The sequence below is a fragment of the Afifella sp. YEN Y35 genome, assembly GCF_047553465.1.
Lineage (GTDB): Bacteria > Pseudomonadota > Alphaproteobacteria > Rhizobiales > Afifellaceae > Afifella > Afifella aestuarii.
Genome location: NZ_CP180203.1, coordinates 627,417 through 652,016, shown reverse-complemented (window position 1 = coordinate 652,016; position 24,600 = coordinate 627,417). Strand labels below are relative to the sequence as shown.

The 24,600-nt window shown below is 64.0% G+C and carries 24 protein-coding genes; 8 read left to right on the top strand and 16 right to left on the bottom strand.

Features of this window, described 5'->3' with window-relative positions; genetic code table 11:
- Positions 1–47: 47 nt before the first annotated feature.
- Complete coding sequence (locus ACK8CP_RS03100) at positions 48–1,358, top strand: aspartate aminotransferase family protein (RefSeq protein ID WP_414833324.1); 1,311 nt, start codon at positions 48–50, stop codon at positions 1,356–1,358.
- 205 nt (positions 1,359–1,563) lie between these two features.
- Entirely contained in the window at positions 1,564–3,375 is a 1,812-nt protein-coding gene (recQ, locus tag ACK8CP_RS03095; RefSeq protein WP_414833323.1) for a DNA helicase RecQ, read from the top strand.
- Positions 3,376–3,514: 139 nt separating this feature from the next.
- Here the strand turns inward: recQ and ACK8CP_RS03090 are convergent, their stop codons facing one another.
- The 4 genes from ACK8CP_RS03090 to ACK8CP_RS03075 form a co-directional block, all read right to left on the bottom strand.
- Positions 3,515–4,369 carry a DUF1624 domain-containing protein gene (locus tag ACK8CP_RS03090; protein ID WP_414833322.1) on the bottom strand — a complete coding sequence of 285 codons (855 nt, stop codon included), beginning with the start codon at positions 4,367–4,369 and terminating at the stop codon, positions 3,515–3,517.
- Positions 4,370–4,380: 11 nt separating this feature from the next.
- Positions 4,381–5,943 (bottom strand): 2-isopropylmalate synthase, encoded by a 1,563-nt coding sequence (locus ACK8CP_RS03085; RefSeq protein WP_414833321.1) that lies wholly within the window; start codon positions 5,941–5,943, stop codon positions 4,381–4,383.
- A gap of 377 nt (positions 5,944–6,320) precedes the next feature.
- Entirely contained in the window at positions 6,321–7,220 is a 900-nt protein-coding gene (locus ACK8CP_RS03080; RefSeq protein WP_234628406.1) for a PhzF family phenazine biosynthesis protein, read from the bottom strand.
- A gap of 8 nt (positions 7,221–7,228) precedes the next feature.
- Positions 7,229–8,473, bottom strand: coding sequence for a cation:proton antiporter (locus tag ACK8CP_RS03075; RefSeq protein ID WP_234628407.1), 1,245 nt, complete (start codon positions 8,471–8,473; stop codon positions 7,229–7,231).
- A 133-nt stretch (positions 8,474–8,606) separates the two neighbouring features.
- On the opposite strand from ACK8CP_RS03075, the gene ACK8CP_RS03070 reads away from it, so the two are divergent.
- Positions 8,607–8,873 (top strand): PilZ domain-containing protein, encoded by a 267-nt coding sequence (locus ACK8CP_RS03070; RefSeq protein WP_128291865.1) that lies wholly within the window; start codon positions 8,607–8,609, stop codon positions 8,871–8,873.
- An 89-nt stretch (positions 8,874–8,962) separates the two neighbouring features.
- Here ACK8CP_RS03070 and ilvC read toward each other — a convergent pair whose 3' ends face one another.
- The 4 genes from ilvC to crcB all read right to left on the bottom strand — a co-directional run bounded on the left by ilvC (position 8,963) and on the right by crcB (position 11,367).
- Positions 8,963–9,982: a ketol-acid reductoisomerase gene (gene ilvC / locus ACK8CP_RS03065; RefSeq protein WP_414833320.1), complete on the bottom strand. Its 1,020-nt coding sequence runs from the start codon at positions 9,980–9,982 to the stop codon at positions 8,963–8,965.
- A gap of 217 nt (positions 9,983–10,199) precedes the next feature.
- A complete protein-coding gene (locus ACK8CP_RS03060; RefSeq protein WP_128291581.1) occupies positions 10,200–10,544 on the bottom strand; it encodes a DUF190 domain-containing protein in 345 nt (114 codons plus the stop codon).
- A 3-nt stretch (positions 10,545–10,547) separates the two neighbouring features.
- Positions 10,548–10,982, bottom strand: coding sequence for a fluoride efflux transporter FluC (locus tag ACK8CP_RS03055; RefSeq protein WP_414833319.1), 435 nt, complete (start codon positions 10,980–10,982; stop codon positions 10,548–10,550).
- Positions 10,963–11,367 (bottom strand): fluoride efflux transporter CrcB, encoded by a 405-nt coding sequence (gene crcB, locus ACK8CP_RS03050; RefSeq protein ID WP_414833318.1) that lies wholly within the window; start codon positions 11,365–11,367, stop codon positions 10,963–10,965. The genes ACK8CP_RS03055 and crcB overlap by 20 nt, the downstream gene beginning before the upstream one ends.
- 480 nt (positions 11,368–11,847) lie before the next feature.
- Here crcB and ACK8CP_RS03045 point away from each other — a divergent pair, with 480 nt between their 5' ends.
- Together ACK8CP_RS03045 and ACK8CP_RS03040 are read left to right on the top strand one after the other, a co-directional pair.
- On the top strand, positions 11,848–13,077 hold the full coding sequence (locus tag ACK8CP_RS03045; protein WP_414833317.1) for a S8 family serine peptidase: 1,230 nt from the start codon (positions 11,848–11,850) through the stop codon (positions 13,075–13,077).
- A 70-nt stretch (positions 13,078–13,147) separates the two neighbouring features.
- Complete coding sequence (locus ACK8CP_RS03040; RefSeq protein ID WP_414833316.1) at positions 13,148–13,390, top strand: hypothetical protein; 243 nt, start codon at positions 13,148–13,150, stop codon at positions 13,388–13,390.
- 64 nt (positions 13,391–13,454) lie between these two features.
- On the opposite strand, the gene ACK8CP_RS03035 is transcribed toward ACK8CP_RS03040, so the two are convergent.
- From ACK8CP_RS03035 to ACK8CP_RS03010, 6 genes are all read right to left on the bottom strand, one after another.
- The gene (locus ACK8CP_RS03035) at positions 13,455–14,591 is read right to left on the bottom strand and encodes an ATP-dependent DNA helicase (RefSeq protein ID WP_234628412.1); all 1,137 of its coding nucleotides are present in this window, start codon (positions 14,589–14,591) and stop codon (positions 13,455–13,457) included.
- A 144-nt stretch (positions 14,592–14,735) separates the two neighbouring features.
- On the bottom strand, positions 14,736–15,185 hold the full coding sequence (locus ACK8CP_RS03030) for a hypothetical protein (RefSeq protein WP_414833315.1): 450 nt from the start codon (positions 15,183–15,185) through the stop codon (positions 14,736–14,738).
- Between the two features lie 129 nt (positions 15,186–15,314).
- Positions 15,315–15,908, bottom strand: coding sequence for a LysE family translocator (locus ACK8CP_RS03025; protein ID WP_234628414.1), 594 nt, complete (start codon positions 15,906–15,908; stop codon positions 15,315–15,317).
- A 58-nt stretch (positions 15,909–15,966) separates the two neighbouring features.
- On the bottom strand, positions 15,967–16,527 hold the full coding sequence (ilvN, locus tag ACK8CP_RS03020) for an acetolactate synthase small subunit (protein WP_307155704.1): 561 nt from the start codon (positions 16,525–16,527) through the stop codon (positions 15,967–15,969).
- Positions 16,528–16,705: 178 nt separating this feature from the next.
- A complete protein-coding gene (locus ACK8CP_RS03015; protein ID WP_414833314.1) occupies positions 16,706–18,463 on the bottom strand; it encodes an acetolactate synthase 3 large subunit in 1,758 nt (585 codons plus the stop codon).
- 207 nt (positions 18,464–18,670) lie between these two features.
- On the bottom strand, positions 18,671–19,072 hold the full coding sequence (locus tag ACK8CP_RS03010) for a hypothetical protein (RefSeq protein WP_414833313.1): 402 nt from the start codon (positions 19,070–19,072) through the stop codon (positions 18,671–18,673).
- A 119-nt stretch (positions 19,073–19,191) separates the two neighbouring features.
- Between ACK8CP_RS03010 and ACK8CP_RS03005 the strand changes: the two genes are divergently transcribed.
- A complete protein-coding gene (locus tag ACK8CP_RS03005) occupies positions 19,192–20,634 on the top strand; it encodes a sensor histidine kinase (protein WP_414833312.1) in 1,443 nt (480 codons plus the stop codon).
- A 27-nt stretch (positions 20,635–20,661) separates the two neighbouring features.
- On the opposite strand, the gene miaA is transcribed toward ACK8CP_RS03005, so the two are convergent.
- On the bottom strand, positions 20,662–21,576 hold the full coding sequence (miaA, locus tag ACK8CP_RS03000; protein ID WP_414833311.1) for a tRNA (adenosine(37)-N6)-dimethylallyltransferase MiaA: 915 nt from the start codon (positions 21,574–21,576) through the stop codon (positions 20,662–20,664).
- Here miaA and serB point away from each other — a divergent pair.
- A complete protein-coding gene (gene serB / locus ACK8CP_RS02995; RefSeq protein ID WP_414833310.1) occupies positions 21,575–22,489 on the top strand; it encodes a phosphoserine phosphatase SerB in 915 nt (304 codons plus the stop codon). The two genes, miaA and serB, sit on opposite strands and share 2 nt — an antisense overlap.
- The gene (locus ACK8CP_RS02990) at positions 22,486–23,052 is read left to right on the top strand and encodes a GNAT family N-acetyltransferase (protein ID WP_414833309.1); all 567 of its coding nucleotides are present in this window, start codon (positions 22,486–22,488) and stop codon (positions 23,050–23,052) included. The genes serB and ACK8CP_RS02990 overlap by 4 nt, the downstream gene beginning before the upstream one ends.
- A gap of 2 nt (positions 23,053–23,054) precedes the next feature.
- Here the strand turns inward: ACK8CP_RS02990 and ACK8CP_RS02985 are convergent, their stop codons facing one another.
- On the bottom strand, positions 23,055–24,575 hold the full coding sequence (locus ACK8CP_RS02985; protein ID WP_414833308.1) for a DegQ family serine endoprotease: 1,521 nt from the start codon (positions 24,573–24,575) through the stop codon (positions 23,055–23,057).
- Between the last annotated feature and the right edge of the window lie 25 nt (positions 24,576–24,600).

The following is a 24,600-nucleotide window of genomic DNA, read 5'->3' as shown; positions in this document are numbered from 1 at the left end:
ACAAGCTTCTGCTAGCCTTCTCCGCAACGCTGCCGAAGGAGAGCTGCATGTCGCTCAATGACAATCCCGCCTTCTGGGCCTCCGCCCGCAAGCATCTGACGCGCTACGGACCGAACTTCGAGACGATCATCGCCGAGCGCGCCGAGGGAAGCTTTGTCTATGACGCCGACGGCCGCGCCATCCTCGACTTCACCTCCGGCCAGATGAGCGCCCTCCTCGGCCACACCCATCCCGATATCGTTGCGACGGTGAACCGTCAGATGGGCGCGGTCGCGCATCTCTTCTCGGGCACGCTGTCGCGCCCGGTGGTCGCGCTCGCCGAGCGTCTCGCCGCGCTTGCGCCAGGCCTCGACCGCGTGCAGCTCCTCACCACGGGAGCGGAATCGAACGAAGCGGCAATTCGCATGGCGAAGCTCGTCACCGGTGGCCACGAGATCGTCGCCTTCGCCCAGAGCTGGCACGGCATGACGGGTGCCGCGGCATCCGCCACCTACAGCGCCGGGCGCGCCGGCTACGGTCCGGCCGCGATCGGCTCCTTTGCCATCCCCGCACCCAACGCCTACCGCCCACGCTTTGTGAAAGCGGACGGCACGAACGACTGGCAGGCCGAGCTCGACGACGCTTTCTGGCTGATCGACCGCCAGTCGACCGGCAATCTCGCTGCTTTCATCGCCGAGCCGATCCTCTCGAGCGGCGGCATCTTGGACCTGCCCCCGGGCTATCTCGCGGCGCTCAAAAAGAAATGCGAGGAGCGCGGCATGCTCCTCATCCTCGACGAGGCGCAGACCGGCGTCGGCCGCACCGGCCACATGTTCGCCTTCCAGCGCGACGGCGTCACGCCCGATATCATGACGCTGTCGAAAACGCTCGGTGCCGGCCTGCCGCTCGCCGCCGTCATGACCACCGAGGCGATCGAGGAAAAGGCGCATGAGCGCGACTTCCTCTTCTACACGACGCATGTCTCCGACCCGCTGCCCGCCGCCGTCGGCGTCACCGTCCTCGACGTCGTCGCCCGCGACAACCTCGTCGAGCAGGCAAGTGTGCGCGGCAAGCGCCTCACCGACGGGCTTCTCTCGCTCAAGCAGAAATTCGAATGCGTCGGCGACGTGCGCGGCCGCGGCCTCCTCCTCGGCCTCGAAATCGTCACCGACCGGCAGACCAAGGCGCCCGGCTTCGAGCTCGGAGCGAAAATCATGGAAGAGGCGATGCAGCGCGGCCTCAGCATGAACATCGTCAAACTTCCGGGAATGGGCGGCGTCTTCCGCATCGCCCCGCCGTTGACGGTGTCGGAGGCGGAGATCGATCAGGGTGTGGAGATCATGTCGGACGCGATCGCAGCCGCCGTCGAGAGACACTGATCACCAGTGAGAGCGGGTCCGAATAGCGAAGTCGGCGGCCGTGGGCCTCGATTTCTCCACCGCGCGAGAAAGCGTCTAGGTGGATCTCGGTAAGGTCGGCGCCCCACTTCGAGGAAACCCCCGCAGCCGCCGACACCGCCCATTGATCGTGACCCGGGCGAAGCTGCTATGGAGAGCACTCCCACGATTCTCCACGCGACCTCACATGCCCACGAAAGCCGTCGAAATCCTCAAGGCCGTCTATGGCTATGATGCGTTCCGGGGCCCGCAGGCGCGCATCATCGAGCATGTGATTGGCGGCCATAACGCCTTCGTGCTGATGCCGACCGGCGGCGGAAAATCGCTCTGCTACCAGATCCCGGCGATCGCCCGACCCGGCATGGCGCTGATCGTCTCCCCGCTTCTGGCGCTGATGGCCGATCAGGTCGCGGCCTTGCGCCAGGCGGGGGTGAAAGCCGCCGCGCTCAACTCCGATCTTCCTCCGGAAGAGCGCCGCGCCTTGTGGAGCGACATTGCGGCCGGCGCGCTCGACCTCCTCTATGTCGCGCCCGAAACGCTCCTGCGCGGCGGGGTCTTGCAGCGGCTCGGCCGGACAAAGCTGTCGCTGATCGCCATCGACGAGGCCCACTGCCTGTCGCAATGGGGCCACGATTTCCGCCCCTCCTACCGTCAGCTCGACGGGCTCGTGCGCCAGTTCCCGAAGACGCCGCGCATGGCCCTGACGGCAACGGCCGATGCGCCGACGCGCGCCGAGATCCTCTCCCATCTTGATATCGCTGCAGCCGATGCCTTCATCGCCGGTTTCGACCGGCCCAACATCCGCTATGCCATCGCCGAAAAGGACAATCCCCGCGCCCAGCTGAAGGATTTTTTGAAGCGCCATCAAGGCGAGAGCGGCATCGTCTACTGCCTCTCCAAACGCAAATGCGAGGAGACGGCCGCCTGGCTGCGGGGCGAGGGTTACGACGCCCTCGCCTATCACGCGGGCATGGACAAGCCCGATCGCGAGGCGAACCAGCAGCGCTTCCAGCATGGCGACGCGGTCGTCATGGTCGCCACCATCGCTTTCGGCATGGGCATCGACAAACCGGACGTGCGCTTCGTCGCCCATATCGATCTGCCGGGCAGTCTGGAGGCCTATTACCAAGAGACCGGCCGCGCCGGGCGGGACGGTCTGCCCGCCGAGACGCTGATGCTCTACGGTCCCGAAGACGTCGCGCTGCGCAACCGCTTCATCGAGGAATCGGATGCCCCGGACGAACGCAAGCGGACGGAGCGGCAGAAGCTCGATGCGCTTCTGGGGCTGGCCGAGACGGCGGGTTGCCGCCGCCAGGTGCTGCTCGCCTATTTCGGCGACCATTGCGAGCCTTGCGGCAATTGCGACACCTGCGCCGCGCCACCACATCTCTTCGACGGGACGATCGCGGCGCAGAAGGCGCTCTCCTGCATCTACCGCACCGGCGAGCGCTTCGGGCAGGCCTATATCGTCGATGTCCTTCTCGGCGTGGAGAGCGAGCGCATCGCCCAGTTCGGGCACGACCGCATCTCCACCTTCGGCATCGGCAAGGAGCACGACAGCCGCCTGTGGCGGGCCATCCTGCGCCAGCTGATCGCCCTGCGCCTCGTCGACGTCGACCTTGCGGGTCACGGAGGCCTGTCGATCTCGACCGCCGGTCGCGACTTCCTGCGCGACAAGCCGACGCTCATGCTGCGCGTGCCAGCCCCTCGCCGAAGCCGGCGCGGCAAGGGCGGACAAAGCACGGCTCAGTCCGTCGTGCCGGAAGCCGATCGGGATCTCTTTCAGGCACTCAGAGAAAAACGTCTCAAGATCGCACGGCAGCAGAACGTGCCGCCCTATGTGATCTTTCACGACAAGACCCTGATCGAGCTCGCGGCGGCGCGTCCCCGCTCGCGCGCCGAGATGGCCCATGTTCCCGGTGTCGGCGAGGCCAAGCTCGATCGCTACGGCAGCGCCTTCGTCGCGGTGATCGCCGATTTTTCAGAGCGTTCTTCTTAAGCCTCGGGGCCGAAGCGCAGATAAATCCCCTTCGGCCGATGCCCGTGATGCTGCTCCCGATGGCGCAACCGAAACGAGCCTCGGCTCCGCTTCGCGCGCAGGTCTCAGGGCGCAGGGCCCAAGGCGCAGAGCTAAGAGCTCAGCGCATCGTCACCCACGCCGCCGCATAGACGAGACCGAACAGCACCGGCTGATGGATGAGGTAGAAGGCCAGCGAATGGCGTCCGCCGAAGGCGAGCGCCTGCGAGATCGGATCGCGCGCGGGTTTTGCCAGGAGTCTCAGAACCTGCTGATTTTTCAGAAGCAAACGCCCACCGACGAGGCCCGACAGGACGACGCCGAACCACGGAAAAAGCGGCACGTAATCGTTGGTGAACGGGCGGTAGGTCATCAGCCCGAGAAACTGCAGATAGCGGCCGTTGAAAGCGGGGCCTGCGAGGAAATCCGCCCCGAACAGGAAGAACGCTGCCGCAGCTGCGACGAGCCATAAAGGCGCCTGCAGGAAGAGGAGGCCGAGCACGCTCGCCAGTGCGATCTCGTGCAGAACGCCGAAGAAGATATAGGCCTCCGGGAAGACCAGATAGGTGACGACGGTAATCGCCGCCGCACCGCCCGCGACCATCGCAAGACGCTTGAGGAAAGGCTGAAAGCGAAGCCCGGAATGATGCGCAAGCGCGAGGCTCACGCCGACGAGGAACAGAAACGATCCGGCGATCATGCGTGCGAACAGGATCCAGCCCGGCGCGCTCGCCACGCCGGCATTGGAAAACCCGAAGAAGGCGAGATCCCAAGAGCAGTGGTAGACCGCCATCGCCACGAGCGCGATGCCGCGAAAGACGTCAATCCAGATGAGCCGCGGCAGCCGCGCCCCGGCGGCCGGAGGATCGAGACGCCCGGCCTTTTCGCCGAGCGAGGCGCCCGTCCCGTCCAAAACATTCCGGCCCGGCGTTTCCGCCGGACCGGTGATGCTGTCGTGCGTGTGTTCGTGTGCCAAGGGCAGCCGCGTCAGCCGGCCTGCGCGTGCAGCCGTTCGCCGCGCGCGATCAGCTTGTTGACCGCGGCGAGATAGGCTTTTGCGGAGGCAACCAGCGTGTCGGGATCGGAGGCACGCCCGGTCACCGCCCGGCCCTCGCGATCTTCGACGCGCACAGAAACCTCCGCCTGCGCGTCCGTGCCGCCGGTCACCGCATGCACCTGATAGAGCGCCAGGCTCGCCTCATGCGGGACGAGCGATTTGATCGCATTGAAGGTGGCATCGACCGGGCCGTTGCCCGTCGCCTGGAAGGTGCGGTGCTGGCCATCCTGACTGACCGTCAGGGTCGCGGCCTGCGGGCCCATCGTGCCGGCAATGATCGTCAGCGCTTCCAGCCGGATACGATCGGCCGCATTCGCCAGCTTCTCGTCGACCAGCGCCTCGATGTCCTCGTCAAAGACATGCTTCTTGCGATCAGCCAGCGCCTTGAAGCGGTTGAAGGCATCCTCGAACGCATTGTCCCCCAGGTCGTAGCCGAGCTCCTTCAGCTTGGAGCGGAAGGCATTGCGGCCGGAGTGCTTGCCCATGACGAGCGAGGTCTTCTGAACGCCGACCGATTCCGGCGTCATGATCTCGTAGGTCTGGGTATGCTTCAGCATGCCGTCCTGGTGGATGCCGCTTTCATGCGCGAAGGCATTGCGACCGACGATCGCCTTGTTGAACTGCACCGGGAAGGAGGTCGCCGACGACACCATCTTCGAGGCGCGCGTCAGCATCTTCGTATCGATACCGGTGTGATAGGGCAGAACGTCCCGGCGCGTTTCGATCGCCATGACGATTTCTTCCAGCGCCGCATTGCCGGCCCGTTCGCCGATGCCGTTGACGGTGCACTCGATCTGGCGGCAGCCGCCGGCGACGCCGGCGAGTGAATTCGCCACCGCCATGCCGAGATCGTTGTGGCAATGGACGGAAAAGACCGCCTGATCGGAATTGGGCACCGCCTCGCGCAGGCGAATGAAGAGATCGCGGTATTCGTCGGGCGTGGTGTAGCCGACGGTATCGGGGATGTTGATCGTCCCGGCGCCGGATCGGATCGCCGCTTCGACGCAGCGGCACAGGAAGTCGAATTCCGTGCGCGTCCCGTCCTCGGCCGACCATTCCACATCGTCGACCAGATTGCGTGCCCGGGCGACGGAATCGGTGACGAGCTGCAGAACCTGCTCCGGCTCCTTCTGCAGCTTGAATTTCATATGCACCGGTGAGGTGGAGATGAAGGTGTGGATCCGCCCGCGCTTCGCGTGCCGCACAGCCTCGCCCGCCCGGTCGATGTCGCCCGGATTGGCTCTGGCGAGACCGGCGATGACGGAATTCTTCGAGCGGCGGGCAATTTCCGAGACCGCCTCGAAATCACCCGGCGAGGCGATCGGAAAGCCCGCTTCGATGATGTCGACGCCCATCTGGTCGAGGAAGGCAGCGACTTCGAGCTTTTCCTCAAACGTCATGGTCGCGCCGGGACATTGCTCGCCGTCGCGCAAAGTGGTGTCGAAAATGACGACGCGGTCGCCTTCGGATCGGACTTCGTCGGTAATGGTCATCTGAATTCTCCTTGCCGGTCTCCCGGCTGGCCTCATCGAGGCGCTGAACGTTTCGGCTTGTTCGCGTCTCCCCTGAGTGCCCGCCCTGTGCGGCTCGGTCGAAACCGGCCCGGGCTGTCGACGCTCAGGGGCGCCTAAGGAGAAGAAGGTCGAGGGGAAGAAGGGTAAGCGACAGCGCCGCGCCCGAAGGGGCACGGGAGAAGGAAATGTCGCAATGCTTCGTCGGCGAGCGCATTCGAGCGGCGTTCCACAACGTCAACACGTCAGGCCTTTTAACCTCAGCGCGCCGCAAAAGCAAATGCCGGTGACGCCGCCGGCACCACCCACATCAAAGCTGCGCCTGGCGCCGCGCACTCGGTACAACAAGCGAGGCCTCGTCAAACCTGGAGCACACCTTCCATCACCTGCACGGCCGCACCGCCGATTCGCACCGCCGTGATGGCGGAACGCGTGATGCTGACTTCGAGGCGAATGATCGAAGGCCGGCTCATCTCGAAACCCTGCTCGATGCGCACGGCATGATCGCCATCCGGCAATTGATCGAACTTCAGAAGCTGGCCGGCAAAGGCCGCCGCGGCCGAACCGGTCGCCGGATCTTCCGCAATCCCGAGCGAGGGCGCGAGCATGCGGGCCCGAAATTGGTTGTCCCGCCCCTCCGGATCGCGACAGTAGAGATAGACGCCGTCCTGGCTGAACGTTTCGGCCCAGGCTGGATGCGCCGGATCCACGGCAGCGAGTGCGGCACGGTCCTGCACCGGAACGAAATGAAACGGCAGTCCCGCCGACCACACCATCGGCTTGTGGTTTTCGAACAGCAGTTCGCCGGTCGTCAGCCCGCAGGCCGCGGCGATTTCGTCGATCTCACGGGCAGGCCCCATTTCCACGGGAAGTTTTGGGCAGTCGAACTCGGCGAAGCCTGCCTGCTCGGAAAGCTTGACGCCGCACCGCACCGGCCCGATCCCCTCTTCCAGAACCACGACGGCGTCCTGTCCACTCGGCTGTCCGCCGAAACGCGCCGAGGCGAGGCACACGGCCGCGCCGACGGTCGGATGGCCTGCGAAGGGCAGTTCGCTGAAAGGCGTAAAAATGCGGGCCCGCGCCGAATGCGCAGGATTGTCCGCGGAGAGAATGAAGACCGTCTCCGACAAATTGAATTCACGTGCGATCGCCTGCATCTGGCTGGTCTCCAGCCCGTCTGCATCGATAACGATCGCCAGAGGATTTCCGGCCAAGGCCTTGTCGGTAAAGACGTCGTAGATCTGATAACGGCGTTCCACATCCCCTCCTAAGTGAACACGACACGACGTATGAGGCTTCTGATCGTCAGACCCTGCACCACGATGGAGAAAATCACCACCGCATAAGTGGTCAGGAGAATCGGCTGTTTGGCGGGCACGTCCGGCAATGACAGCGCAAGCGCGACGGAAATGCCCCCGCGCACCCCGCCCCAGGTGAGCACGGCGATCGACCCGGCCGTGAAGGTGCGTTTCAAGGCAAGGAGCGTGATCGGCAAAAAGACAGACACGAGACGCGCCAGAAGGACGAGAGGGATCGTGGCCACGGCAAAAAGTGCCAGCTCCGGATCGATCGCGACGATCAGAACCTCGAGCCCGATGAGGAGGAACAGGACCGAGTTCAAAAGCTCGTCGATCACCTCCCAGAAATGAAACAGATAGGTCTTGGTCTCCTCGCTCATCGCCGTGCGCTGGCCGCGATTGCCGACGAGAAGACCGGCCACGACGACGGCGATCGGCCCCGACATGTGCAGCGCGAGCGCGACGGCATAAAGCCCGGTCACGAGCGCGAGGCTTAAAAGGATCTCGACCGGATAATGGTCGATCGACTGCATCAGCCGGACGGCGATCCATCCGCCGACGAAGCCGAGAAGCGCGCCCCCGCCCGCCTCCAAAAGGAAGATCTCGCCGATATGGAGCGGCTCGATCTCGCCTCCCCCCGCCGCGATCGCGAGAAGCACGGTAAAGACGACGATGCCGACGCCGTCGTTGAAGAGGCTCTCGCCGGCGATCTTGACTTCGAGAGTCTCGGGCACCCGCACGGACTTCAACAACGACAGAACTGCGACCGGATCGGTCGGGCTGATCAAAGCGCCAAAGACCAATGCCCAGGGAAGCGAAAGGTCGACGCCAAAGAAATTCGCCCCGAAATAGAAGCCGAAGCCGATGAGGACGGTGGAGATGAGGACGCCGAGGCTCGCCATCAGGCCGACGGCCCAGCGTTCCGACTTCAAAAGCCCGAAATCGACATGCAGGGCACCGGCGAAAAGCAGGAAGGCCAGCATGCCGTGCATCAGCGTATCGAAGAAATCGATCTGCCGGATCGTCTGCGTAAAGGCTTCGCGCACATGCGAGCCGGGCATCACGATGTCGAAGGCGACGATGGCGAGCGAGGCGAACAACGCCATCAGCAGCATTCCGATCGTATGCGGCAAGCGAATGAAGCGCACATTGACCCACCCGAAGAGGGCCGACAGAACGAGCAGAAGGGCAGAAATATCAAAGAGGCTGAGCATCGGCTTTCCTGGCAATCGCACACCCGATCCGGTCAGCCAGATCCCTATCCGACCGTCGCGCGAGAGGGCTTGCGTTACGCCTGATGAACGGGTGAAAGGTATTTTTGGCCGGAGAAACCCTGGGTTGACAAGGATGGAAGATCAGGAAAAGCGGTCCGAGCACCGCGCACGGGCCCTCAAATCCGCGAAAATCGTACTGAACGACCGCCACTCCACGATCGATTGTGTGGTGCGGGACCTGTCGAAAGGCGGGGCAAAACTCAAAGTGACCAACCCGGTCGCCGTCCCGGAGAGCTTCGAGCTTCTCCTGGAATCGGACAATGTGATGCTGAAGGCCGAAGTGATCTGGCGCAAGGGCGACCAGGTCGGCGTGCAGTTCATCCGCGAACAGGCCGACTGAGGCACGAGAGACCAAAGCAAAAGGGGGCCGGCATGCCGACCCCCTCGAAACCGTGACGCAAGGCGAGGAGTATCCCCCTCGCCGCAGCCTCAGTTCTTCGCCTTGTCGACGAGCTGGTTCTCTTTGATCCAGGGCATCATCTCACGCAGCTTGGCACCGGTCGCCTCGAGCTGATGCGCGTCGTTCATGCGACGGGTACCCTTGAAGCGGGGCTGTCCGGCGCGGCACTCCGTCATCCAATCGGAGGTGAACTTGCCGGTCTGGATGTCCTTCAGGACCGCACGCATCGCCTGACGAGATTCGTCCGTGATCACCCGAGGACCGGACATGTACTCGCCGTATTCGGCGGTGTTGGAGATCGAGTAGTTCATGTTGGCGATGCCGCCCTCATAAATGAGGTCGACGATGAGCTTCATCTCGTGGACGCATTCGAAATACGCCATCTCCGGCGCGTAGCCGGCTTCCACCAGCGTCTCGAAACCGGCACGCATCAGCTCCACGACGCCGCCGCACAGAACGGCCTGCTCGCCGAAGAGGTCGGTCTCGCACTCTTCCTTGAAGGTCGTCTCGATGATGCCGGCACGGCCGCCGCCGATGGCCGACGCATAAGCGACCGCAACGTCGTGCGCATTGCCGGTCGCGTCTTGCTGAACGGCGACGAGGCACGGAACGCCAGCGCCGCGCTGATATTCCGAACGCACGGTGTGGCCCGGGCCCTTCGGCGCGATCATGATCACGTCGAGGCTCGCCTTCGGCTCGATCAGATTGTAGTGCACGTTGAGACCGTGGGCGAAGGCGATCGCAGCACCGTCCTTGATGTTGGCGGCGATGTGCTCGTTGTAGATGTCGGCCTGCAGCTCATCGGGCGTGCACATCATGATGAGGTCGGCCCAGGCAGCGGCATCGGCAACCGACATCACCTTGAGGCCCGCGCCTTCCGCCTTCTTGGCCGACGAGGAGCCTTCGCGCAGGGCGATGGCCACGTCCTTGACGCCTGAATCGCGCAGATTGAGCGCATGGGCATGGCCCTGGCTGCCATAACCGACGACGGCGACCTTCTTGTCTTTGATGAGATTCACGTCCGCATCGCGGTCGTAGTAAACGCGCATTTCCGGCACCCTTCCTGAAGATGAGAGGGGCTCGCGTCGCGGCGAGCCTCAAAGAGATAATCGCGGCGTTCTAGCGGGCAGAAGGGCGGCGGGCAACCACGCGCGCGCCCGATGCCGGGCCTGCACCGAATAAACCGGCGAAGAGCCCCGCAGAACCAGCATTCCCTTACGTCGCAAGGCCGCTCGAGCCAAACCGAAAAAGACGGAAAGAAGAGGCTTATTCGAGCCCTGCATCGTGGCCGTAGCGCACGACCTCGACCTTCTCCAGCGTGACGAGACCGCTGCCCAGCATCGGCTCGGCAGCCCGAACGAAGCTTTCGATCTTTTCAGCCGTGTCGACGATTTCGATGATGAGCGGAAGATCTTCCGAAAGGCGCAGGATCTTCGAGGTATGCAGACGGCTCGACCGGCCGAACCCCATCGGGCCGCGCAGAACCGTCGCGCCAGCGAGCCCCATCTCGCGAGCCTTCAGAACGATCGCCTCATAGAGCGGACGGCCTTCATGCTCGTCGCTTTCGCCGATGAAAAGGCGCAGGAGGCGCGCATCCTTCGTGTCAGGCATGGCTCAGCTTCCTTTCAGACGGTTGAGGCGCGTGCCGATGCGGTAGCCGACCCAAACGGCCACGAGCCAGAGAAGGACAGAGGCGGCAACATTGAGTGCGGCAGCCCCGAAAGCCTGGGCCTGAAGCAGGAGGAACGTCTCCAGGCTGAAAACGGAAAACGTCGTAAAACCACCGCAAAAACCGGTGAGCACGCCCTGGCGCAGGATCGGCCCCGCCATGATGCGCCCATCGGGCTCCGTCAGCGTCGAGTAAAACCCGATCAGAAACGAGCCGACGACGTTGACGAAAAGCGTGCCCCAGGCAAAGCCGGAGCCGAGAAGCGCGAGCGCAGCCAGCGAGGCGAGATAGCGCAGGAGCGAGCCGCTGGCGGCTCCGAGTGCAACGGCCATGAGGAGGCGCGCCTGCCGCGGCATGGTCTCAAGCCCCCAGGAGCGCATGCGCTGCACCGAAGCCGGAGGCGACCGCGAGAAGACAGGCGGCAAGAGATACCGCGATGTTGAGGACGGCATCGAGTGGCTCACCGGCACGCGCCAGCGCCAGCGTCTGCAGCGCGAAGGAAGAAACGGTTGTGAAGCTGCCGAGTCCGCCGGTGACGAAGAGCGCCCAGAGCGGCAGGTTCGACGGGCCCTGCGTCGCCGGATCCAACATGAGCGCGGCGAGGATGCCGATCGCCCCGCAGCCGATCACGTTGACGGTGAGCGTGCCCCACGGAAAGGTCTCGCCAAAACGGCGGGCAACGAGGCCCGACACGAAAAAACGACCGATGCCGCCGATAGCGCCCCCCAGAAAGACGAGAACGCAGGATAAGAGATAAGTCGTCACCACCACTGCCCTCTCAGGGCAGGCAGAGACATCCGGGGGATCGGCAGAAAGGGCAAAGGCAAGACGGAGCCCGGTGATGGAGTCTTGAACCGGCGACGGCCCAACGACCGCCCCCTCCCCGGATAAAACAAAGCGCCCCGAAAAAAAAGCGGCGTGCCTCCTCGGCATCGAACGACACAGACCATCCGGATCGAAACCTTGCGGCGGCGTGAAAGGGGTTCGACGCCCAGATGCGCAGAGAACCGACCGGAGACTGCCTTTCCTCACCCCAAGGCTGGAGTTCTTCTCCTCAGCGATGGTTCCCAAAAGCGAACCAACCCAAGCACGAAGCATAGCAACAAATACAATTTCAGATCCGACAAGATGCCTCCCGGAGCCGGATTTATTTTATTCATACTTTGACCGGGGCTTGGATAATCCTAAACTTCTCTCAGTGAACCTGTGCGCAGCAAGCGCAAGCCATGACGCAGGGGGGCAGACATGGCAGCTACGGACGAACCCACAACCGATGGCAACTCCGTCCTCGAACTTCTGCGACCGAAGGCGACGGGCGGTCTCGTCGTCTCCTTTGCCGAACGCGCCGGCCGCGAGGAGGTGAGCGCCCTGGAGAATGCCGTCGGCTCCGGCGTGCGTTCCGTCGGGCTGTCGGAGGCCACCGAGATCAAGGCGCTCGACGGCGAGCCTGCCCTTGTCTTCGAAGAGCTCGGCGTCGCCTTCGTCTCCGAGCGCTTCGGGCTGGAGGCGACGAGCTCGATCCGAGCCAAGCTGATGGACACCGAATGCGTACGGAACGTGCGGCCGGAATTCTATATGTTCGCAATCGAGAGCTTTGGGGACGCAGCCGAAGCGACCTGGGGTGTTCGCGCCGTCGGTGCCCTCGACAGCCCGCAGACGGGCCAAGATGTGCGCCTCGCGGTTCTCGACACCGGCCTTGATCTGACGCATCCCGACTTTGCCGGCCGCAACATCGTTCAGCGGAGCTTCGTCCCGGGACAGGACATGCAGGACGGCCATGGCCACGGCACGCACTGCGCCGGCACGGCTGCGGGTGGTCGGGCTGCGCAGAGCCCATTTCGCTATGGCCTTGCCTCCAATGCCGAGCTCTATGTCGGCAAGGTGCTCAACAATTCCGGGGCGGGGCGCGAACGCGACATCATCGCCGGCATGGTCTGGGCCATTCAGCAGCGCTGCGCCGTCGTTTCCATGTCGCTCGGCCGCCCCGTCCAGCCCGGCGAAGAACCAGCCCCCGAATACGAACGCATCGGCCGGCTGGCGCTTCAGCAGGGCTCGCTCCTCATCGCCGCGGCGGGCAATGAAAGTTCGCGCCGCTATGGCTTCATCGCACCCGTCGGCGCGCCTGCGAACGCGCCCTCGATCATGGCCGTGGCAGCCGTCGACCAGTCGTTGGACGTGGCGGAATTCTCCAGCGGCGCCATCAACCCGGGTGGCGGCGAGGTCGACATCGCCGCCCCTGGCGTCGGCATCCTGTCCGCAGCTCCGCAGCCCGAGCTCTACAGGAAGATGCAGGGAACCAGCATGGCTTGCCCGCATGTGGCAGGCGTTGCAGCCCTGTGGGCGGAGACAGACCCGGAACTGCGCGGCAGGGCTTTGTGGGATAGGCTGACGGACACGGCCCGCGGGCTCGCCGCTCCGGCCCGCGACGTCGGTGCGGGCCTCGTTCAGGCGCCGCAGGGCCAAGCTGGCGTCTGAGCCGCCGCCGCCCTATGTTAGCGCGTAGCGAAAGACAGGTGGCGAGACGGCCATCTGATGCGAGGTCGCCATGGCGGACATTGCCTTGAAAGTCGTTGTCGACGAGGCGCATATCGGCAAGACCGATGTGGTGAGCCGCTCGGCCGTCAAGGTCGGCATGCGCGTGGAATCGATCGTGCCCGAAATCGGGGTGATCTACGGCTCGGGCGACGAGACGCTGCTGGCGAGCCTTGCGAAGGTCGAAGGCGTCCAGAAGGTCGACAAGGAAACGAGCTTCTGTCTGCCGCCATGCTCGGAGAAAGTGCCGCAATAGGCAGCCGCCCCTCGCCCCGCCGACAGCTCTCACACCGGCGGGCACCGTCCCCTTTCCGCCACCGTCACTTCACGATGGTGATCTTCTCCGCCGCACGGGTGATCGCCGTGTAGAGCCAGCGCTCGCGCGTATCGGGAAAGGCAAAACTCTCGTCGAAGAGCACGAGCTCGTCCCATTGCGAGCCCTGCGCCTTGTGCACGGTCAGGACATAGCCGTAATCGAAATCGTCGAAACGCCGCTTCACCGGCCAGCCGGGATCGGAATCGGGATCTTCGAAGGCCGATTTCAAGACCTTGATCTTCGCCGTCGGCGAGCGCGGCACTTCATCGACCGCCTTCACCATCAACTGCAGACCGGGGCCGCGCGGCGTGCCGACGGAGGCAACGTCCCACAGCGAGCCGTTCAAGAGGCCCTTCTTCGGATCGTTCCTGAGACAGACGAGCCGGTCCCCCGCCTCCGGCAACGCGCCGTCAAAGCCTTTCAGTGTGCGCAGGCGCTGATTGTAGAGGCGGCGCGTGCGGTTGCGCCCGACGAGCACCTGATCGGCCGACATGACGATGTCCTGATCGACATCGTTTTTGGAGATGACGCGGCTTTCGCCATAAGAGCCGTAATCGATGCGCTCGCCCTCGCGCACCCGCATGGCGAGATCGATGATCGGGTTGTCGCGGGCCTGGCGATGCACCTCGGTGAGGAGCATGTCCGGCTCCGCCTCGGTGAAGAAGCCGCCGCCCCCCTCGCCCGCCTTGACCGGCGGCAGCTGCCCCGGATCGCCGAGCACCAGAATCGGCGTGCCGAAGGAGAGAAGGTCGCGGCCGAGCGCCTCGTCGACCATGGAACATTCATCGATGACGACGAGCGCCGCCTGCGCCACCGGACTGCCCCGGTTCAATGAAAAGGTCGGCGAGATCTTGGTCTTGCCGCTCTCCTCGTCCTCGACCGTCTCCTCACCGCGCGGCCGATAGATGAGCGAATGGATGGTGCGCGCATTCTCCGCGCCCTTGGCACGCAAAACCTGCGCCGCCTTGCCGGTGAAGGCGCCGAACAGCACTTCGCCATCGACGCCTTCGGCGAGATGCTGGGCGAGTGTCGTCTTGCCGGTGCCGGCATAGCCGAACAGCCGGTAAATCTGCTGGTCGGGCTTCTTCAGCCATTTCGAAACGGCCTTCAGCGCCTGTTCCTGCTGCGGGGAAAACTGCATCGTCCTTCGGGTATCGCGGCTCTCGGGGGATTCTGCCGCGGACACTCGCATGCCATCGGACAGAAAACGACCCCAACGGCGAGACGCTAGCCCGACATCAACAAGAACACAATAAGAACGCGCAAGGCACGAGAGACCGGCGCCTCACTTCTCTCGCACACAGCAACCCTTGCCGGTCACCTCTCGCGGCGTCGCCGTCTGCGCCCCCTGCTTGAACGAGACCATCACGGAAAAGTCCGTCGTCTCGCCGCTCGGTTCGGTGCAGCTCTGGCCGACGATGCTGGCGATGAGGTCGAGAGGCGCTTCCGTCGTCAGCTCGAAATCGTTCGGCGCGCCTTGCTCCACGCAGCCTTCGATCACGAGCGGGCTCTCCTGGTCGTCCGGGTTCTCAGGATCGGAGAAGCGCACCACTTCGCGCCCCTCGGCGTCGCTGCCCGTCGTAAAACTCCAGAAAGGCTCCGCGCCGCGGCAGGTGAAAGCGATGTCGAGGCAGGGATCGCCGGCACGCGCGGGAGCGGCAGCAACGATGCTACCCGCCGCAACCGCGCCCGTGATCATGACCGACGAAAGGATCTTGCCGAAAGAACTGCGCATCTCATTCCCCCACAGCCACGGCCCATGTCGGGCACACTGATCGCGGGAAGCGTGATGCCGAAGAAATCCGCTTTCAAGATGACACGTACGTGCGAGATGACACTTATTTTCGAAATGACACAGCGGCACTCACTTCAGCATCGGCCAGAGCGAAGCGACGAGCGCGAGCCCCATCGCGATGTTGAACCATTTGATGCGGACGGGATGGTTGAGCCAATCCTTCAGGGCTGACCCGAAACCTGCCCAGATCGACGCCGACGGAATGCCCACGAGGCAGAAGACGGAAACGACGATGGCGAGCGTCAGCGCATAATGGTCCGGATCTGTGTACGCGGCCATGGCCGCGAGCCCCATCATCCAGGCCTTCGGATTGACCCATTGGAAGAGCGCCGCCTCGAGAAAGGTGAGAGGCCCCTGCCCGGCGCTCTCCTCGTGCAGCGCACGCGACATCGCGATCTTCCAGGCGAGATAGAGAAGGTAGGCACCGCCCACGACCTTGAGCAGGGTGTGGAGCGCGGGAAAGCGTTCCACCAGAGCGCCGACACCGAGCCCGACGGCCGTCAGGAGAATGGCAAAGCCGACGAGAACGCCGAGAAGATGCGGGAGCGTCCGGCGGAAGCCGAAATTCACACCGGAAGCCAGAAGCATCAGGTTGTTCGGCCCCGGCGTCACCGAGGCAACGAGTGCGAAGACGATGAGGGCGGAGACGACTTCCGTCGACATGGCGCAGATCCCGAGCAGATTTCAAAAGGCGCCCGGGGCCTTACGCCCGCGGGCAGTGTTAGGAGGATTCAGGTCCGCGCGACAGCGCGGCAAGCCCCGTGCGGCAGACTTCGATGAGGCCCATCGGCTGCATGATGGAGATGAATTGCTCCACTTTGGCGGACCGTCCCGTCATCTGGAAGACGAAATGCTCGCGGGTCGCATCGATCACCTCGGCCTTGAAGGCATCGGCGAGGCGCAAAGCCTCCACCCGCATCTCGCCGTGACCCGCGACCTTCACCAGCGCCAGCTCGCGCTCCAGGGGCTTTTCCTGATTGCGTGCCACCGCCACTTCGGTGAGATCCGTCACCCGATGGACCGGGACGAGACGCCCGAGCTGGTTCTTGATCTGCTCGAGGACCGCGACGCTGCCGCGCGTCACGATGGTAATGCGCGACAGGTGCTTCTCATGCTCCGTCTCCGAAACAGTGAGACTTTCGATATTGTAGCCGCGCCCGGAGAAAAGCCCGATGACACGCGCCAGGACGCCCGGCTCGTTGTCGACGAGAACGGAGAGGGTATGCGCCTCCTCCGGGTCCTGGCGATCCTCGATGAAATAGGTCGAGGCCGGCGGCGTCATGGCGGGCTTGCCGGTCATGGTCGAGGAATCGTTCATTGTCCTTCGTATCCTTCATCGAACGGCGAAGGCGCTTCTCGCGAAAGCACCCGCCGAATGTCATCCGCCTGGCGGTCCGCGGACGGGCCGCCGTCACCTCAAACCAGGGGCCTCTGAAGCTGGGCCCCTCCAACCAACACCATCAAACCAGTGCTTTGCCGCCGGCGAAAGCCTCTTCGGCTCCCTCAGATTCAGCCGGCAGGATCATCTCGTTGTGCGCCTTGCCGGAGGGAATCATCGGGAAGCAGTTTTCGAGATTGGCCACGCGACAGTCGAACAGGACGGGCCGGCGCACGGAAATCATCTCTTCGATGGCGTCGTCGAGCTCGTCAGGCTTGTCCGCCCGCAGCCCGACGCAGCCATAGGCCTCGGCGAGCTTCACGAAATCGGGCAGCGATTCATTGTACGAGTTCGACAGGCGATTGCCGTGCAGAAGCTGCTGCCACTGCCGCACCATGCCCATATAGCAATTGTTCAAGATGAAGATCTTGATCGGCAGGTCGTGCTGCACTGCCGTCGACATCTCCTGCATGGTCATCAGCACGGACGCATCGCCGGCGATATCGACGACGAGGCTGTCCGGATGCGCGACCTGCACGCCGAGAGCCGCCGGCAGGCCGTAGCCCATCGTGCCGAGCCCGCCGGAGGTCATCCAGCGATTGGGCGCGTCGAAGTGATAGAACTGCGCCGCCCACATCTGGTGCTGGCCGACCTCCGTCGTGATGTAGGTGTCGCGGTCCTTCGTCGCCTGATAGAGCCGCTCGATCGCATATTGCGGCATGATCACGTCACGGTTCGTCCGGTAGGCCAGCGAACGCCGCCCCTTCCAGGTTTCGATCTGCGTCCACCAGGCCTTGAGATCGGGCTCGGGCGCACGCGCCTTCCACATGGCGAGCATGTCTTTCAGAACATGGGTGACATCGCCGATGATCGGCACGTCCACGCGGATGTTCTTGTTGACCGAGGACGGATCGATATCGACATGGATCTTCTTCGAGCCGGGCGAGAAGGCGTCCGTGCGCCCGGTGATCCGGTCGTCGAAACGGGCGCCGATGCACACCATCACGTCGCAATCGTGCATCGCCATATTGGCTTCGTAGGTGCCGTGCATGCCGAGCATGCCGAGCCAGTTTCGGCCCGAGGCCGGATAGGCGCCGAGCCCCATCAGGGTCGAGGTGATCGGAAAGCCCGTCGCCGCCACCAGCTCACGCAAGAGCTGGCTCGCCTCCGGACCGGAATTGATGACGCCACCGCCCGTGTAGAGGATCGGGCGCTTGGCATGCGCCATCAGCTCGACGGCATGCGCGATCGCATTCTCGTCGCCCTTCATGCGCGGCTCGTAGCCCTGATAGCTCGAGCGTCCGTCCGGATCCGGGGTGTGATAGATGCCGGTCGCGAACTGCACGTCCTTCGGGATGTCGACGACCACCGGTCCCGGACGGCCCGTCGTCGCGACGTGAAAGGCATCATGCAGGATGCGTGAGAGATCGTTCACGTCGCGCACCAGCCAATTGTACTTGGTGCAAGGCCGCGTGATGCCGACAGTATCGCATTCCTGGAAACCGTCGGAGCCGATGAGATGGGTCGGAACCTGCGCCGTGATGCAGACGAGCGGGATGGAATCCATCATCGCATCGGTCAGCGCCGTCACCATATTGGTCGCCCCCGGCCCGGAGGTCACCAGAACGACGCCGGGCTTGCCGGAGGAACGCGCATAGCCTTCCGCCGCATGGCCTGCGCCCTGCTCATGGCGAACGAGGATGTGCTGGATGTCCTCCTGCTGGAAGATCTCGTCGTAGATCGGTAGCGCAGCGCCGCCGGGGTAGCCGAAGATATGCTTGACCCCGTGGTCCTTCATCGCCTGCAGGACCATCTCCGCGCCGGTCATTTCCTTGCCCATCAATCCTCTCCGCCTGGCCGCTCGGGCTCACCGTTATCTCGTTTCTTGAGGCAATAAAAAAGGCCCCCGAAGGAGCCTTGGCACGCACCACCGTAATCGCGGCGACCTAAGAGGTCGCCCCGGTGGCGCGCAACATTACGATAAGCGACGAGATATACATGACGCGGCTTCTAGGGTGATGCGACCGCAAGGTCAAGCGGAAGAATCTTATGCCACAGCCACGCCCGCCGGCGCCTCCTCCTCCCGGGCCGCGAGAAGCCCCGCTGCCGTGCGCCGGAAAACCTCAGGATCGACCGGCTTTCCAAGGCGCGGACAATTCCGAAAGCTCGCCGGCCAGATGCGCTCTTCCGCGACATGCGCCGTGACGAACATGATCGGCACGCCTGCGGCCATGAGCGCCCGCGCCAGCGGAAAGACGCGCCCGTCCGCAAGCTGAACGTCGAGAACCGCGGCATCAGGCCTCGTTTCCTCGGCGAGCCGCAGCCCTTCCGTCAGCTCCCCGACGGGTCCGAGAACCTCGTAGCCCGCGTCGCAAAGAGCGAATTCGAAATCGAGTGCCACCAAAGGCTGGTTCTCTGCGAGAAGAATACGAGCCTGTTGCACCATCATAACACCGGCGAGATTGCCTTTGCCTCCCTGCTGCGGTTAAGCATTAGGAAACAACGCAATTTGTCTCGCCCCTTCCCTGTCATCTTTCCTTGTCATTATTGCCAATGGCGCGATGCGTGATGAGTTCCGCCTCAGACAAGGATGAGGGATGGCAGGCTCGGATGAGCATCGACGGAACGATGGACGTAACCATGACGCCCGAGCGCCAATCCAAATGGCGCGCAGCACTCGGCCGAGCTCGCAACCGCATCATGCTCGCACGTATGGCGCTTTTCGGCCTGCTGCTCCTGTCGGTGGGAGCAATTCTCTTTTTGACCGTACGGGCCGACCGCACCGATGACTGGGTCGAACACACCTTGCGGGTGCGCAGCGAGATCGAATCCCTTCTCGGCTCGTTGCGGGAGGCGGAAGGCGCCCAACGCGGCTATCTCCTCACCGGCGACCAGACGTATCTGAACCCTTATCGGCCGGCCGTGGCGCTATTGCCGGATCAGGTCCAGAAACTGCACGATCTTCTCTCCGACAATCCGCCCCAGACCGCCCGTCTCGACGCCGCGAACACTCTTATCCGGCAGCGCCTCGACCAGATGGATGAGACGATCGAGCTTTTTGCGGCCGGTCAGCGGGACGCTGCCCGCGCCCAGGTCGAACAGCAGGGGCGCACCATCTCCAACGGCATCGCGCAGCAGCTGCGTGAGCTCGATGCGGAGGAAGTCCGCCATCTCGCTCAGCGACAGGCGCTGCAGCGGCGCAATCGCAATCTGCTCCTTCTCGCCATCACCGCCTCGCTGCTTGCGACCGCGGGGCTTGCCACCGCCATCCAGCGCGTCGAGCGCTTGCACATCGCCGAATTGAACCAGACCAACGCGTCGCTCGAAACGCGTGTGCGTGAGCGAACGGCAGAGCTCGAAATCGAGCGCCAGCGCGCCGAAGCGTTGTTGAGCGACGTCAATCACCGCGTCGGCAACAACCTGTCGATGGTGTCCTCCATCCTCGCCTTGCAGGCCCGTCAGAGCGAGAACGAGGAAGCCAAAGCGGTGCTCGACGGCGCGCGCGAGCATATCGGTGCCATCGCCTCGGCACAGCGCCGCCTGCACCTTCTCGCCGGGCGCGACTGGGTTCGCCTCGACGGCTATCTGGAACCCCTCGTGGAAGACCTGCAGGAATTGTCGGCGGGCAAGCCGATCACGCTGAAACTCGAGGCCGAACCGTTCCAATTGCCGAGCAAGGATGCCGTATCGATCGGCATCATCGTCAACGAACTCGTCACCAATGCCATCAAATACGCGTTTCCCGATGGCGAGCGCGGCGAAATCCTCATTCGCTCCTATGCGGTCGAAGATCCGGCCAAGGGCTGCGTGATCGAAATCGTCGACAACGGCATCGGCTATGCGCTCGACGAGACCGAGGGGCCGGGTCTCGGTCGTGTCATCGTTTCCTCGATGTCGCGCAGCCTCGGCGCCGAAATGGAGGCGACGCCGGCGGCGCCGGGAGAAGCACGCCCGGGCGCAAAACATCGGCTGTTCGTTCCGCGGAAAGCCACACCGCCGGCGACAGCCTGAGCACCGGCTGCCAGCTGAGGAGCGCCATCAGGCGTGGATCTCGCACCAACCCTCGCCGCATTGGTGGCGCAGCCAGGTCAGCTGCCGTTTGGCATAGCGACGGCTTTCCGTTTTTCCCCGCTCGACCGCAGCCGTGAGAGCGATCTCGCCCCGCAGATAGGCGGACAGCGGCCGCACGCCGATCGCCTTCATCGCCGGCAGATCGGCCGGGAGATCGCGCGCCATCAACGCCTGGACTTCTTCAAGCGCACCTTCGTCGATCATCACACCGAAGCGCCTGTCGATCGCCCGGTAGACCGACTCGCGCTGCGGCAGCAAGATGAAGCGTTTCGCCTCGCTCACGAGCGCCGGCTCGCGCGTCTCGTTCTGCCAATCGATGAGCGAGCGTCCTGTCGATAGCTTCACTTCGACCGCCCGCACGGCCCTTTGGGTGTCGCCGGGCTTGACGGTCCCCGCCGCCCGCGGGTCGAGCGTCTCTAGCCAGCGGAGCATTGCATCGCTGCCTTCCCGCTCGGCACGCGCCCGCACCTCGTCGCGAATTTCGGGTTCAATCTCCGGGATCGGAGAAAGGCCTTCCGTCAGAGCCTTCAGATAAAGGCCTGTCCCGCCCACGAATATGACAGTCGCGCCGTCCTCCTGCACGGCAGAGAGGATGTCACCGACCTCCGACAGCCAGCGACCGACAGAATAGCGGTCCGCCGCATCGACATGCCCGAAAAGTCGATGCTGCAGACTGCGCATCTCGGAAGGCTTCGGACGCGCCGTCAGCACCCGGAGATCCCGGTAAACCTGCATGGCATCGGCGTTGATGACCACGGCTCGGCGGCCCCGAGCGTGAAGCCCCTCGGCCAAATCGAGCGCAAGCTGTGTCTTGCCGCTCGCCGTAGGCCCCGCTATCAGCACGACCTCGCCTTCCGCCACATGTTCAGGATCAATTCTCATGCAGTCCGTCCTAACGCTGATCGGCTCGAAACGGAAAGCGCCTGTCACCGAGGAGCTGATCGTCGCAGTGACGGCCGAGCTCGGCCGGGCCGGCCTTGCGGCGGGCAACCCGAAATGGCTGTGTGAAGGCGAAGCCTGCGACCTGCCTTTTGCCGGCATGAGCGCATCGGCCCTCGTCGCGGCACGGCAGGCGATCGGCCCGGCCGCCATCGACGTCGCCGCCATCCCGGCAGCGAACCGGCGCAAGCGGCTTCTGATTGCCGACATGGATTCCACGCTCATCGACCAGGAATGCATCGACGAACTCGCGGTCGAGGCGGGCATCGGCGAACATGTGGCCGACATCACGGCGCGCTCGATGGCCGGCGAACTCGCTTTCGAGCCGGCACTCAAAGAGCGAGTCGGCCTTCTCAAAAATCTTCCGGTCGACGTGGCAGACCGCGTTCTGGCGGAACGTATCACTCTGAAAACGGGCGGGAGGACGCTGGTCGCCACCATGCGCGCCGCGGGCGCTCACACCGTTCTCGTCTCCGGCGGCTTCACCATCTTCGCCGAGAAAATCGCCAAAATGCTCGGCATCGAAGAATTCCACGCCAACCGCCTCCTCCACGAAGACGGCCGTTTCACCGGCAAGGTCGCCGAACCGATCCTCGGCCGCAACGCCAAGGTCGAAACGCTGAAGGCGACCCTCGCCCGTCACGACCTCGCGGCAGAGGATGTCATCGCCGTCGGGGACGGCGCCAACGATATCGGAATGGTCGCCCATGCGGGGCTGGGCGTCGCCCTCCACGGCAAGCCGGCTCTGGTGCGGGAAGCGGATGCCGACATTCGCCATGGCGACCTCACCGCCCTTCTTTATCTCCAGGGTTATACGCGTGAGGAATTCCACGAGACGGAGGCAGGTGAGCCATGAGCAGACTTGAAACCGAACGTCTGATCCTGCGCCCCTGGCAAGACAGCGACCGCGATTTCTGGGCCGATCTCAACGTCGACCCGGAGGTGATGCGCTTCTTCGAGAAGACCCGCAGCCGGGCGGAATCGGACGCCATTTTCGAAAAGCTGAAGGGCCATTTTCTGGTGCACACCTTCGGCTTCTGGGTGTTGGAGCGCAAGACGGACGGCGAGCCGGTCGGCTTCGCCGGGCTGCAGCACACGGATTTCGAGGCGCCGTTCACGCCGGCCGTGGAAGTCGGCTGGCGGCTGAAACGCGCCGAATGGGGCAAGGGCTATGCCACGGAAGCGGCGACCGAAAGCCTCGCCTATGCCTTCGGTCCGCTCGCCCTCGACGAGGTAATCTCGTTCACCGTCACGGCCAATGTGAAATCGCGCCGTGTCATGGAGCGGATCGGCATGTTGCGTGACCGAGCCAAAGATTTCGACCACCCGCGTCTGCCCGAGGATTCTGCTCTCAGACGGCACGTGGCCTATTCGATCACGCGCGAGGCGTGGCAGGCCCGGCAACGCCAAACAGTCTGAGACTATTGCTCCGGGCTCTCTTCGTCAGGCGCATCGTCTGACGGCTGATCGTCGAGCCGGATCGCGACGAAGCGCAGGTCGCCATCCGGACTGGCGATCAGAAAGAGAGCCGACTGCCGGTCCTGAGCCCGCAGCCGTTCGATGCGCGCAGTGACGTCTTCCGGCTCCGTGACGGCCTCCTGGCTCACTTCGACGATGACGTCTCCGGCTGCGATCTGGTTTTCCTCCGCGACGCTCCCGGGCTCCACCGCGGAGATGAGAACGCCTTCGATATCGTCGGCAATCCCGTATTCGCTCCGCGCGTCGTCGCTCAAAACCTCGAGCGTCAGGCCGAGCGTCTGGACCGCTTCGTCGCTGTCCATATCGGAGCCGGGATTGTCGTCGCCGGACAGCGTCGAGACCGTCTGCTCTTCCTCGAGCCGGCCCAGGCGGGCGGTGACCGTCAGTTTCTCGCCCTTGCGCAGAAGCGTGACGTCGACGTCCTTGCCGACCGGCGTATCGGCCACGATGCCAGGCAATTCGCGCATCGAGGAAACCTGGCGGCCATCGAAAGTGATGATGACGTCGCCGGGCTGAATGCCCGCTTCCGCTGCCGGCCCGCCATCGGTCACGCCCGCGATCAGCGCACCTTCGGCCTTATCCATGCCGAGGCTTTCGGCGATTTCGTCCGTGACTTCCTGGATCCGCACGCCGAGCCAGCCGCGGCGCGTTTCGCCGAATTCGCGAAGCTGCTCGATGACCGGCATGGCGATTTCGGCCGGAACGGCAAATCCGATGCCGATCGATCCGCCGGTCGGCGAAATGATCGCCGTGTTGATGCCGACGACCTTGCCGTCGAGGTTGAACAGGGGACCGCCCGAATTGCCGCGGTTGATCGAGGCATCGGTCTGAATGAATTTGTCGTATGGCCCTGAATTGATGTCGCGTTCGAGCGCCGAGACGATGCCGACCGTGACGGTGCCGCCGAATCCAAACGGATTGCCGATCGCCATCACCCAATCACCGATGCGCAGATGCTCCGAATCGCCGAATTCGACCGCCTTGAGTGGGTGCGGCGGGTTCACCTTGAGAAGCGCGAGATCGGTCTTGGTGTCACGTCCGACGACCTCGGCTTCGAGCTTCGTGCCGTCGGCGAAGTTCGCGACGATCTCGTCGGCGTCGGCGATGACGTGGTTGTTGGTGACGATGAGCCCCGACGAATCCAGCACGAAGCCGGAGCCCAAAGACTGCACCCGTCGCGAGGGCTGCTCGCCCTCGCTCTGATTGCGATTGAAGAAATCTTCGAAGAACTCCTGGAAGGGTGAGCCTTCGGGGACCTCCGGAACCGGAATGCCGCGTGAGGCGCGCACCCGTTGCGAGGTCGATATGTTGACGACGGAATCGAGGAGGCTTTCCGCCAGATCGGCAAAACTCTCCGGCACGGGTCGGGCGGCGGCGAGGCTGGCCGTCAGCGTCACCATCGCCGCAAGGACAAGGCCGATGCCGGTCCGCGCGACCATGCTGACCGAATTGCGCTCACCCATCAAAGAACCTCCTCAAGCCGACGTT